Source organism: Halovenus halobia (assembly GCF_051414135.1).
GTDB classification, from domain to species: domain Archaea; phylum Halobacteriota; class Halobacteria; order Halobacteriales; family Haloarculaceae; genus Halovenus; species Halovenus halobia.
Genome location: NZ_JBLKOA010000006.1, coordinates 246,596 through 257,381, shown reverse-complemented (window position 1 = coordinate 257,381; position 10,786 = coordinate 246,596). Strand labels below are relative to the sequence as shown.

Below are 10,786 nucleotides of genomic sequence, written 5' to 3'. Positions count from 1 at the left end.
TGTCCACACCTGGTATAGACTTGGCCCATACATAACCGTTGGGGAATCGGGATGCCTGAGTACCGCCTGTTCGCTCGACCCCCGCCTGAAGACGGGGGTATGCGCTCACCTTTTTATCATATCGGCAGCCTTCTCAGCAATCGCCACCGTCGGCGCGTTGGTGTTACCGCTGGTGACCGTCGGCATCACGGAGGCGTCAACCACACGCAAGCCGTCGATACCGTGGACGCGCAGGCGCTCGTTGACGACCGACATCTCGTCGGTACCCATCTTGCAGGTCCCGACTGGGTGATACAGCGTTTCGCCGTACTGGCGGACGTGCGCTGCTAGCTCTTCGTCGCTTTGCACGTCAGGTCCCGGCAGGCGCTCGCTCTTGCGATACTCGTCGAACGGCGCGGCTCGCAGGAACTCGCGGGCCATCTTCAGCCCCTCGACCTGTACGTCGAGGTCTGGTTCGGCACTGAGATACTGCGGGTCGATCCGTGGGTTGTCCCGCGGGTCCGTTGAACCGAGTTCGATGTGGCCGCGGCTCTCTGGACGGAGTTGGAGGCTCACGATGGAGAAGCCGTACTCGTGGTCTGGCTCTTCGAAGCCGTGTTCGATGAAGTGTGCTGGCGCGAAGTGAAACTGCACGTCCGGGCGGTCGTCGGCCAGCGGACTCTTGAGGAACGCCCCGCCTTCACCGACGTTGGAGGTGAGCGGGCCGTTGCCGAAGGCCTTGTACTTCCCGAAGTTGGCGAGCGTTTCGGCGGCTTCGAGCGTTATCGGTTTCGTACAGTCACAGACTGCGGGGGTGTAGAGATGGTCCTGCAGGTTTTTGCCGACGCCGGGCAGGTCCGCAACCACGTCGATGTCGTGCTCCGCAAGATGCTCAGCGGGGCCGATACCCGACAGCATCAACAGTTGCGGGGAGTTGATTGCCCCGCCGGCGACGATGACCTCCTCGTCTGCTTCGACGTGGCCAGTGCCGCCGGCACGTTCGTACTCGACACCGACCGCGCGGCCATTTTCGACCTGTACCTCGGTGACGTGGGCCCCGGTCAGTGCCGTGACGTTCTCCCGGTCGAGGACGGGTTTGAGGTAGCCGTCGGCGACGCTGAAGCGCTGACCGTTCTTCTGTGTCACCTGATACTGGCCGACCCCCTCCTGAAATGCCCCGTTGAAATCCTGGTTTTCGGGGACGCCACAGGCCTTGCCGGCCTCGATGAACGCGTCAGTGAGTACACTGGGTGAGCGCTGGTCAGCGACGTTGAGTGGGCCGTTCGTGCCGTGGTACTCGTCGCTGAACCGTTCGTTGTGCTCCGCGCGGTCGAAGTAGGGCCTGATGTCGTCGTGTGCCCAGCCGTCGGCGTGTTCGGCCCACCCATCGTAGTCGGCAGGGTGACCGCGGATGTAGATCATCGCGTTGATGGAACTCGACCCCCCGAGTGTCTTGCCCCGAGGCCAGTACAGTTCGCGCTCATTGAGTTCTGCCTGCGGTTCGGTATAGTACTCCCAGTCAACGTCGGATTTGAACGTGTCCGGGAACGCCGCAGGAATCGCTATCTCGTTTTTCTCGTCGGGCTTGCCCGCCTCCAGCACGAGTACTTCCCCCTCAGTCTGTGTGGCGAGTCGGTTCGCCAGCACACAGCCTGCCGAGCCAGCGCCGACAATGACGTAATCGTAGGTAACCATATCCCCACGTTGGCTGGGAGTCTCAAATATCTGTCTTCGATATGTGTGCACACACTGTGACTCGAACTGTCGAATAGCTGACTTCGATCGAAATGGCCTTGCTAATCAACTGTCGGGCGAGTCTCCGGGGTTAAATTTAAATCATTTACGCCGGAAATCAAAATGTGACGACGACTCGACGCCGGTCGTTCTTGCGGATTGTCGCGGCAGCGGTGGCAACTGGCTTCTTGCCGGGCTGTTTCGGGAGCGAGAGCTCCGACGGGCCGCCCGCGGGGAGCCTTGCCTTTCGAAATATGGATTCTGTCCCGCACCAGATAGCCGTTGAGGTACTTGACGTTGGGACCGAACTCGGGCCCCCGAAAGAACGGACACTTCACCGTCACTGGCACGCCGGATGAACCTGTCTTTCAGAAGGACCTGACATCGACAACAGTGGCGGAGCCAGACGAGGAACAGACCTACGAATCCGTCTTTCAGTCGGCGGTGCATTTCGACGTTCGATTCACAGTAGACGGTGAATACCCAGGCGAGGGCAGGGCGCGAACGGTCTTTGTCCCGTTTCAGCAGGGGACCGAGAACGGTAATATCTTAGTTGGTCGAGTGGACGACGGCGGTGGATTCGGGTGGGTGATCGAAGCGACGGACAACCTCGGCACATTCGCCTGATTCTGGCGGCCGTCTCCCCGGAGTGTGATTAGACGCCTTCGGCTTTCTCAGCTTCGGCTTGCACCAGATACGAACGGTCGTCAGCGTACTCGGCGGCCACGTCGAGTGCGCGCTCGGTTCCGATCTGGTTGAGCGCCCACGCCGCGCTGGCCCGGACCTCGTCAGCGTCGTCATCTGCAAGCACGTCTTCGAGCGGGTCGATAGCGCGAGTGTCGCCAATCAGTCCGAGCGCGCGGGCAGCGGAGGAGCGAATCTCACGGCTGTCCGCGAGCAGTCGCTGGGCAACCGGGTCGGTCGAGCGGTCGGCACCAATCATCCCCAGCGCGCGGAGCGTGATCTTTTCGAGTTCGACATCACCGCCGCCGAGGAAGTCCTCGAGCGTGTCACAGGCTTGCTCGTCGCCGATGCGGCCGAGGATGCGGACGGGCTGTTTGTTCCGGCGCTGTGCGAGCGCGTGGACGGGGTCGAACGCTTCTGCGGGAGCGAGGTGTTCCAGCGCGTCGAGAACGTTCTCCTCCATGAAATCCGAGCCAAAGGAATCCAGCGCAGAGAGCAGCGGTTCGACCTCACCCTGGGCCTCGTAGACGTTGATAGCGCTCAACTCCGGCGGGAAGTCCTTGCTCACGTTGGGGTCGAGCACGTCGTAAAAGCCCTGCCGGCGGAGCTGCTCGCGCACTTCGAGGTCGCTCCACAGCGTCGCCGCCTCCAGGTCCGCACTCAGGGTGTCGGTCTGTTCGAGGAGTGTCGCGATAGTGTCGGCGTCGTCGTCGGGGTCCAGCGGCGTCTCGCCAATCCGCTCGGCGGCGTCGTCGAGCTCCGCGGCGGCGTCTTCGGACCCGCTGGCAGCGGACTCGAAGGAGTCGTCGAGCGTGTCACTCACCGACGAGAGGAAGTCAGCGACCGCTTCGGCGACTTCGTCCTCGCCTTCGGTCGTCCACTCGCTGGTCGTGATGGTCGTGCTCGCACTCTCGATATCGCTGACCACATCCTCGACGTACGGGCCGCGTTGCTCCTCGATGTCGTCGCGCAGACTGGAAATCCGGTCTTCGTACTCCTCCTTGGGGTCCGGCGGCTCGACGTCTTCGGGGTCCTCGTCTTCGCCGACCTCCGGTTCAGGGGTCGGAAGTGTCGCTGCTTCGAGGTCGGCCTCGATGGCGTCGAGTGTCTCGTCAGCCTCGTCGAGGTCCGGTTCCGTCTCAGCGTTCTCGACCAGTTCGGCCGCGTCGTCGAGACGGCTGTCGAACTCGGTCGGGTCTGCGAGGTCCGCTTCGGCCGGTTCGTCGTCTTCCTCGCTCGATTGCTCCGCGTCCTCGGAGGGGTCCTCGTCTGTCTCGGACGGGGCAACATCCTCGTCAGGCGACTCGTCGGCCGCCTCGGGTGGCTCCTCCGCGCTGTCTGTGTCCTCGCCGTCGCTCATACTGCACAGTGTGTGTGGTCGGGGCAAAGGGATTTCCCTTCGTGATGGTGTGTCTCCCGGTGACAGCCAGCGGTCTCAGAGAATGACAGTTCCAGCAGCGGCACTGACACCGAGCACGAGAACGATTGCGCCGCCGGCTCCCCACCGTCGTGCGGTGCTGTACAGCTGGTCTGCGCGGGTTGAGAGGTCACCAATTCCGACTGCAACGTCACCGCGAACTGCCGGTTGCTCGCCGCCGTCGGCGATGGTGCCGTCTGCCCGCAGTTCCTCGCCCTCGCGGATAGCTGTGGCCTGATATCTGTCAGGCGTCGTCGTCTCGTTGCCGATATTGACGCTGACCTCGACGTCTTTGACTGGCCCGCAATCGCCGCTCACGTCGGCAAGCACTCCGTCGCGTTCCTCCACATACACGTCGATATCAGGGTCGCCGAGAAAGAGGTGGTCGGCGTCGAACGGGTCCTCGACCGAGTCGCACCGGAGGCTCTCGGCGTCAATCTGTACCCGGTCCCAGTCGTCCCGAACCGCGATATCGCCGACTGCAATCCCACCGTCGAGCGTCTCCCAGTGTCTGCTGTCCGTCGCCTGTTCGCGCTGGACCCGCCACGCCCAGATTCCGGGGTCACCACCCGGTTCCTCTGGGTTGTGATGGTCCGGAGGCCGGCGCTGTGGCTCGGCCGGACGGTCAACCTCGACTGGCCCGCTAATCGTTCGCTCACCCGCTGCCGTCGGCTCACCGCCGTCGGCTACGAGCCGTGACAGCGACTCGGCGCGGTTGTACCGCCGCCGGCCATACGAGAGCATCAGCCCGCCCAACAGCGCTGCAAAACCGAGAATCGCCAGCTGATCTACGACCATACACGCCGTTCCGTCTCAGGTCACATAACCCAGCCGCAGCATTTCTCTGCCGGAAACCCGCCTCTAGGACCAGTTTTTTGCGCCTCTCCGCCGAGACGACGCTATGGTCAGCTACGACCGCGACGGACCGGTTGCAGTCATCACGATTGACCGACCGGACCGGGAGAACGCAATCGACCAACAGACAGCGACCGAACTCGGCGAGGCGTGGGACCGCTTCGATGACGACGAGGAGGCACTGGTCGGCGTCCTGACCGGCGCGAACGGCACCTTCTCGGCAGGCGCAGACCTCAAAGCGATGGATCTGAAGGATACGCCCGAAGGCTGGCTGGGCTTTACCCGCCGGGAGGTCTCGAAGCCAACTATCGCTGCAATCGAGGGCCACTGTATTGCTGGCGGGCTGGAGATGGCGCTGTGGTGTGACCTGCGCGTCGCCGCGCCCGAGGCGACTTTTGGCTGTTTCGAGCGACGGTTCGGCGTGCCGCTGGTCGACGGCGGCACGCAGCGACTCCCCCGTGTCGTCGGGCTTGGGCGAGCACTAGAGATGATTCTCACCGGGCGGGCAGTCGACGCGGAGGAGGCCAAGGAGTGGGGACTGGTCAACCAGATTGCTGACGACCCGCGCGAGCGAGCGGTCGAGATGGGCGAACTCATCGCAAGCTTTCCACAGGAAACCGTGCGCACGGACCGGCAGGCAGTGTACGACGGCCTCGGAACCGCCATCGAGCAGGGGCTGGCAATCGAGGGCTGGCACGGCTCGCGGTCGCTTGAGACGGCGATGGAGGGTGCGGACCGCTTCGCTGGCGGTGAGGGCCGCGGCGGCGAGGGCGTACCTGAAGAGTGACGGACTTCGGAAAGGATATACACCGACCGTACACACCTTCACACAATGATCCAAGTCGGAATCAACGGATACGGAACGATCGGGAAACGGGTCGCCGACGCCGTCCGCAAACAGCCGGACATGGAGGTTGTCGGCGTTGCGAAAACACGGCCAAACTTCGAGGCCAGCACCGCCGTCGACAAAGGATTCGACCTCTATGCCGCCGTCGAGGAGCGCAAACCACGCTTCGCCGAGGCAGGAATTGACCTCGCTGGCGACGTCGAAGAACTGGTCGAAGCGAGCGACATCGTCGTCGACGCCTGTCCCTCTGGAATTGGGGCCGACAACGCAGCGATGTACGAGGAGTACGACACACCCGCACTCCTCCAGGGCGGAGAAGACGCCGAGGTTGTCGACGGGAGCTTCAACGCCCGGTCGAACTTCGATACCGTCGAAGGAATGAATCTCGTCCGCGTCGTCTCCTGTAACACGACCGGACTCTCGCGACTCGTCGCACCGCTGCAGGAAGCGTACGGCATCGAGAAAGTCCGTGCAACGCTGGTTCGCCGTGGCGGCGACCCGGCACAGACCGACCGTGGACCGATCAACGATATCCTGCCGAACCCGGTCGGGCTGCCGTCACACCACGGGCCGGACGTGAACACCATCTTCCCCGACCTCTCGATCGACACGCTGGGGCTAAAGGTGCCCGCAACACTGATGCACACCCACAGCGTCAATATCACGCTGGACGCCGACCCGAGCACCGAGGAAGTGCGAGAGCTACTCGACGACCAGCGTCGAACCTTCGTCATCCCCGAGTGGCTCGGACTGGACGGTGCTGGCGCACTCAAGGAGCTCGCACAGGACAGCGACCGTCCCCGAGGAGATATCTGGGAGAACTGCGTCTGGGGCGAATCGATTACCGTCCAGAGCGACGTTGGCGAGGGACAGAGCGACCTCTACCTGTTCCAGGCAATCCACCAGGAATCCGACGTTGTGCCCGAGAACGTCGACGCGATTCGGGCGGTACTGGGCACTGAGAGCCAAGAAGAGAGTATCGCGACCACCAACGACGCGATGGGTCTGGACGAGTCGCTGGCACCGACAGAAGCACGAGAATAACGACCCTCCGGAGAGTCGAACATATTCGGGAACAGGTGGAGGCGGCGGGCGGCCGTACCCGCTCACATGAGCGCAATTCCATCGGGACTGGAGACGGACAAACAGCCACCGATGACGCTGCCGTTGCGGTATTTTTTCGTCGGCTTGGCCTTTCTGCTCGCAGGTGTCGCACTCGGCGCGGCGACAGCACTGGGCTGGCTTTCAGGATTCGTCAGATTGGCCCATCTGCACGTCCTCCTTGCAGGGTGGATTTGTCTCACCATCATGGGAGCGATGACGCAGTTCGTTCCGGTCTGGTCGGCCGAGCCACTGCACTCTCGACGGCTCGCAACTATCCAGTTGTGGCTCGTCGTCGGTGGACTCACGGCGTTCGTCGTAGCGCTACTCCAGGTCGAATTCGCCCTGCTCGCTGTCGCGGGCAGCGTGATGCTGCTGGGCTTCTGGCTGTTCGTCTACAATATGCTACGGACGCTCCCACCTGCGCGTGAGTTCGACGTGACGGAGGGTCATTTCGCGCTCGCCCTGGTTTTCTTTCTGGCAGCGACGGGACTTGGGCTGCTGTTGGCGCTCGATTTCGCCACCAGCGTGCTCACCGACGCTGGTATCGAACGGCTGGCAGTCGTCCACACTCACGCGACGCTTGCAGTGTTTGGGATGGTGGTGACAACGGTCATCGGCGCGCTCTACCAGCTGGCGACGATGTTCACACAGACCGACCTCGGTCGGGTCGACCAGTGGCTCCAGCGGACGGAACTACTCGCCTATCCCGCGGGCGTGCTCGCGCTGGCGGCCGGTCGACTGGTCGGGAACGCAACGATTGCCCGCGTCGGTGGGCTGGGTGTCGTCGTCGGACTGCTCGCCGTTGCCATCGTTGTTGGCCACAAGTTGCTCGAAACGCAGGTGGAGTGGACACCGATGCTCTCGCGGTACGCGGTAGTCGTGGTTGCTGTTGGCGCGTGGGCAGTGCTGACTGCGCCAGCGTGGCTCGCTGACCCGCTGGCTGCCGACCGACTGCTGGCCGCACCGGGGGCGGTCCACCTGCTTGCCTTTGGGGTGTTGGGCTTTGTCGTCCTCGGAACGCTGTATCACGTCGTCCCATTCATCGTCTGGGTCCACCGCTACAGCGACCTGCTCGGCTACGAGCCGGTCCCGATGATCGACGACCTCTACAGCGACCGCCTCGCTGCCGCCGATTTCGGCTGTCTGCTCGTCGGGGTAGGCACTGTTTTCGCCGGTGTGTACCTCGGCGGCCCGACACTGTTGCTTGCCGTTGGCGGTGCGACGACGACGCTCGGAGCCCTCCTGTTCACGGCAAATATGCTGCTGGTACTCAGGCGACACAGTCCACAGACGCTGGCCGGTATCCTTGGCGTGCCCGGCGACCACGAACGAGTGACTGGGGAGCAGTCACAGCCAGGAGTCGAGCAGGACTGAACCCGATGATGTTCGCCGCTGTGCTGGTATCCCGAGCAGTCCTAGCGACAGGTATGCTCACAGTAGAGCGGGCCATCGAACAGACCGGCGCGCCGACCGGACGACCAATCGAGCGGCTGGATGTGCGTGAGATGGGGCCGCCACAGCCACTCAAACGCACGCTTGAGACGCTTGTCGAGATGGACGAGGGGGTGCTGGTCCAGTACAACGACCGCGTGCCGCAATTCCTCTACCCAAAACTCGATGACCGCGGCTACGAATACGAGACTCTCGAGACTGACGACGCAGTCGTAACGGCCATCTGGGAGTGAGTCGCGCGGTCGGAAACGGGGCACAAGGAAGATGTTGCTGGCCGGATAATACAGCAGTATGTCCGAGCGTGAGTCCCAAATCGAGCGCGAGAGTGCTGTCGACACCGATTTCGACGACTCGGTAGCCGGCCCCGAGACGGAGTTCGGCGTCGAGACTGCGCCTGCGGAGTCGTCGGGCGAGCAGTCCAGCGACGCGGGAGTCGTCCGGTCGCGGCTCGGCTCGATAGCGACGACGCGCTCGCTCGGGACCGCACTCGCACTCTCGGTCGTCGGCGTTATCGCGTTCAGTTTCGTCCCGATTCTCTCGATTGCCAACGGCGTGCTGGGAATTGCCGCAGCAGGATTCGCCTACGGCCTGGGCTCTGACCACCGGCGATATGTCGAGCTGGCGCTTGCCGGTGCCGTCACCGGCGGCGGCACAACACTGCTCGGAAACCTCGCTGTTGCCGCGTTTGCGTCGGGGACGACGCTGCTCGGGATTGCACTGCTCGTTGGTGCAATTACTGGTACTGTCGGTCACTACTTCGGCCGCGACCTGCGGGCGGGACTGACCGCCGACCTCGACTGAGTTACTCCTCGTCGACGAGGCGATACGTCCCCTCACTCTCCTTGACGATGCCTTCCGCGACGAGTTCCGACAGCGGGTCCTCGACGACGTCCGGCGGCGCGCCAACGTCGCGGCTTAACTCCTCGATGTCGGCTGGTTCGTCGGCGAGCGCGAGCAAGAGATCCGCGAGCAGTCGGCTCTGGTCGTCGTCCAGCACCGATTCGAGATGTTCCCGGAGTTCCGTCAGTCGCCCCTGTGCCCACCGCTGGGCGAGTGAGAGTTCGTTTTCGAGCTGTTGGACATCACGCAGGGCCTGTGTCAGCGAGACAACGTCGTCAGCCTCGACATCGGAGGCGGTGACCCCCGAATCGGTGGCGTCGGGGTCGTGTTCGAGTTCGATACTCAGCTGTCGACAGGAGGTGAGGTCGAGCCGTGAACTGGCCGGGTACGCGCTTTTCGTGCCGAACTCGTAGGGAGACACAGTTACTTCGAGACGAACGTGACGCGCGATAGAGAAGTACTTGCGGCGTTTGCTGTCCGTTCGACTCTCGACGAGCCCGGCGGCTTCGAGCTTTTCCAGGTGGTCGATGACTGCCTTCGGGCTGACACCCAGAAAATCACTGATTTCGGTTACGTAACAGGGCCGCTCCGCGAGCAGTCGGAGAATACGACGACGGTTCGCATTCCCGAGGATATCGAGAAACTCAGCGGAGTCCATTTACCCGACGTAAGCCCCTCCGATATATAAATTCACGGCCGCCTATCGACCGCGGTCGTCCGGCGGGCCGCCGGAGTTATCCGAGTCAGCGTCGCTATCCTCGGACTGGTCGTCAGAGCCATCGGTCGTCTCGTCGTCAGAATTAGTCCTCTGCTCGTCGCTCTGTGAGCGGTCCGAACCGCCAGCATCACCCGGATTCTGGTCGGAACCGCCACCGGCGTTCTCCGGGCGGCCGTTGTCGCTGGTGTTCTGTGAGCCAGCCGTGGAGTTGCCGGGGTTCTGCGGGCCAACAGTAGAGTTGCCGGCGTTAGCGCCTGGATTTTGCGGGCCAATCGTTCTGTTTTCAGGACCGCCGGCAGTGTCGGGGCGGTCAGCCGACGCGTTCCCCTGTCCGCCGCGCTCGCCGGGAGGTCCTGAGGGCTGGTTTGAGCGGTTCTGGCCGGGTGTATTCGCGGGTGGGCCGCGAGGTGCGTCAGTGATATTGCGCGCAATCGCAGCCACTTCGGGGCCAGTCATGTTCGCAGCGTTGGTCCGGAGCCGGTCGAGTTGCGTCGTGTTGACACCGCGACGAACGGCCGTCCGGTTGGCCTGGTCAACGGCCGAGCGAACGTTTGCAATCTGCGAGCGAAGGGCACTTGCACGAGCGTTGTACGCTACCTCGGAGAGGTTTGCTCGGTTCTGTTCGAGGCGCTCGGTTCGGTTCTGAAGGGCCTCGAGGCGCTGCTCGAGTTCCATCGCGCGGTCACTGATGACCGCAACAGTGGCATTTTCTGTCGCGTTCTGCTCGAACGTCGCGTTTGCCTGTGCCTGCCACAGTCCCTGCTCGGCACTGCCCGCGGCGTCGACAGCACTCGACTGTGCGAACGAGGTGACCGCGACACCGAGTTCGGACTCGTTGTCGGTGGGTTGCTCCTGTACGGTTGTCGAGCCAAAGTCCGCGACAGCAACAGCGGGAACCGCAACGGCGACTGCAAGGACGACGAATAACCCGATAGCGGTGTAGTAGCGGGAGCTCATCACGTACCACATCATTGGCTGTATCCACACATAAAACCGGATATTCGTTCGGTCAGTTTACCGAACGTGCTCACCGCGTGAGACGGTCCAATAGCGTTTACGAGTGTCTCAGATACCGCACAGGCGTTTCGAGACGACAACAGGCGTCTTCGAGAGAAGCAATCAACCAACGAACAAAAACCACGAGCCACAGCGGAGT

At 63.0% G+C, this 10,786-nt stretch carries 12 protein-coding genes; 7 read left to right on the top strand and 5 right to left on the bottom strand.

Features of this window, described 5'->3' with window-relative positions:
- Window positions 1-105: 105 nt before the first annotated feature.
- Complete coding sequence (locus ACMGFM_RS14290; RefSeq protein WP_436903331.1) at window positions 106-1,674, bottom strand: GMC family oxidoreductase; 1,569 nt, start codon at window positions 1,672-1,674, stop codon at window positions 106-108.
- A gap of 164 nt (window positions 1,675-1,838) precedes the next feature.
- Between ACMGFM_RS14290 and ACMGFM_RS14285 the strand changes: the two genes are divergently transcribed.
- Complete coding sequence (locus ACMGFM_RS14285) at window positions 1,839-2,072, top strand: hypothetical protein (protein WP_436903330.1); 234 nt, start codon at window positions 1,839-1,841, stop codon at window positions 2,070-2,072.
- A gap of 34 nt (window positions 2,073-2,106) precedes the next feature.
- The gene (locus ACMGFM_RS14280) at window positions 2,107-2,340 is read left to right on the top strand and encodes a hypothetical protein (protein ID WP_436903329.1); all 234 of its coding nucleotides are present in this window, start codon (window positions 2,107-2,109) and stop codon (window positions 2,338-2,340) included.
- A 28-nt stretch (window positions 2,341-2,368) separates the two neighbouring features.
- On the opposite strand, the gene ACMGFM_RS14275 is transcribed toward ACMGFM_RS14280, so the two are convergent.
- The gene (locus ACMGFM_RS14275; protein WP_436903328.1) at window positions 2,369-3,757 is read right to left on the bottom strand and encodes a HEAT repeat domain-containing protein; all 1,389 of its coding nucleotides are present in this window, start codon (window positions 3,755-3,757) and stop codon (window positions 2,369-2,371) included.
- Between the two features lie 75 nt (window positions 3,758-3,832).
- Window positions 3,833-4,612 carry a hypothetical protein gene (locus tag ACMGFM_RS14270; protein WP_436903327.1) on the bottom strand — a complete coding sequence of 260 codons (780 nt, stop codon included), beginning with the start codon at window positions 4,610-4,612 and terminating at the stop codon, window positions 3,833-3,835.
- A 103-nt stretch (window positions 4,613-4,715) separates the two neighbouring features.
- Here ACMGFM_RS14270 and ACMGFM_RS14265 point away from each other — a divergent pair, with 103 nt between their 5' ends.
- From ACMGFM_RS14265 to ACMGFM_RS14245, 5 genes are all read left to right on the top strand, one after another.
- The gene (locus ACMGFM_RS14265; RefSeq protein WP_436903326.1) at window positions 4,716-5,456 is read left to right on the top strand and encodes a crotonase/enoyl-CoA hydratase family protein; all 741 of its coding nucleotides are present in this window, start codon (window positions 4,716-4,718) and stop codon (window positions 5,454-5,456) included.
- A gap of 45 nt (window positions 5,457-5,501) precedes the next feature.
- Window positions 5,502-6,560 (top strand): type II glyceraldehyde-3-phosphate dehydrogenase, encoded by a 1,059-nt coding sequence (locus ACMGFM_RS14260; RefSeq protein WP_436903325.1) that lies wholly within the window; start codon window positions 5,502-5,504, stop codon window positions 6,558-6,560.
- A 66-nt stretch (window positions 6,561-6,626) separates the two neighbouring features.
- Window positions 6,627-7,994, top strand: coding sequence for a hypothetical protein (locus tag ACMGFM_RS14255; protein WP_436903324.1), 1,368 nt, complete (start codon window positions 6,627-6,629; stop codon window positions 7,992-7,994).
- 53 nt (window positions 7,995-8,047) lie between these two features.
- Complete coding sequence (locus tag ACMGFM_RS14250) at window positions 8,048-8,305, top strand: DUF2249 domain-containing protein (RefSeq protein WP_436903323.1); 258 nt, start codon at window positions 8,048-8,050, stop codon at window positions 8,303-8,305.
- A 58-nt stretch (window positions 8,306-8,363) separates the two neighbouring features.
- Window positions 8,364-8,873: a DUF8526 domain-containing protein gene (locus ACMGFM_RS14245; RefSeq protein ID WP_436903322.1), complete on the top strand. Its 510-nt coding sequence runs from the start codon at window positions 8,364-8,366 to the stop codon at window positions 8,871-8,873.
- Window position 8,874: 1 nt separating this feature from the next.
- Here ACMGFM_RS14245 and ACMGFM_RS14240 read toward each other — a convergent pair whose 3' ends face one another.
- Both ACMGFM_RS14240 and ACMGFM_RS14235 read right to left on the bottom strand, forming a co-directional pair.
- Complete coding sequence (locus ACMGFM_RS14240) at window positions 8,875-9,570, bottom strand: ArsR/SmtB family transcription factor (protein WP_436903321.1); 696 nt, start codon at window positions 9,568-9,570, stop codon at window positions 8,875-8,877.
- A 42-nt stretch (window positions 9,571-9,612) separates the two neighbouring features.
- The gene (locus tag ACMGFM_RS14235; protein ID WP_436903320.1) at window positions 9,613-10,587 is read right to left on the bottom strand and encodes a hypothetical protein; all 975 of its coding nucleotides are present in this window, start codon (window positions 10,585-10,587) and stop codon (window positions 9,613-9,615) included.
- Between the last annotated feature and the right edge of the window lie 199 nt (window positions 10,588-10,786).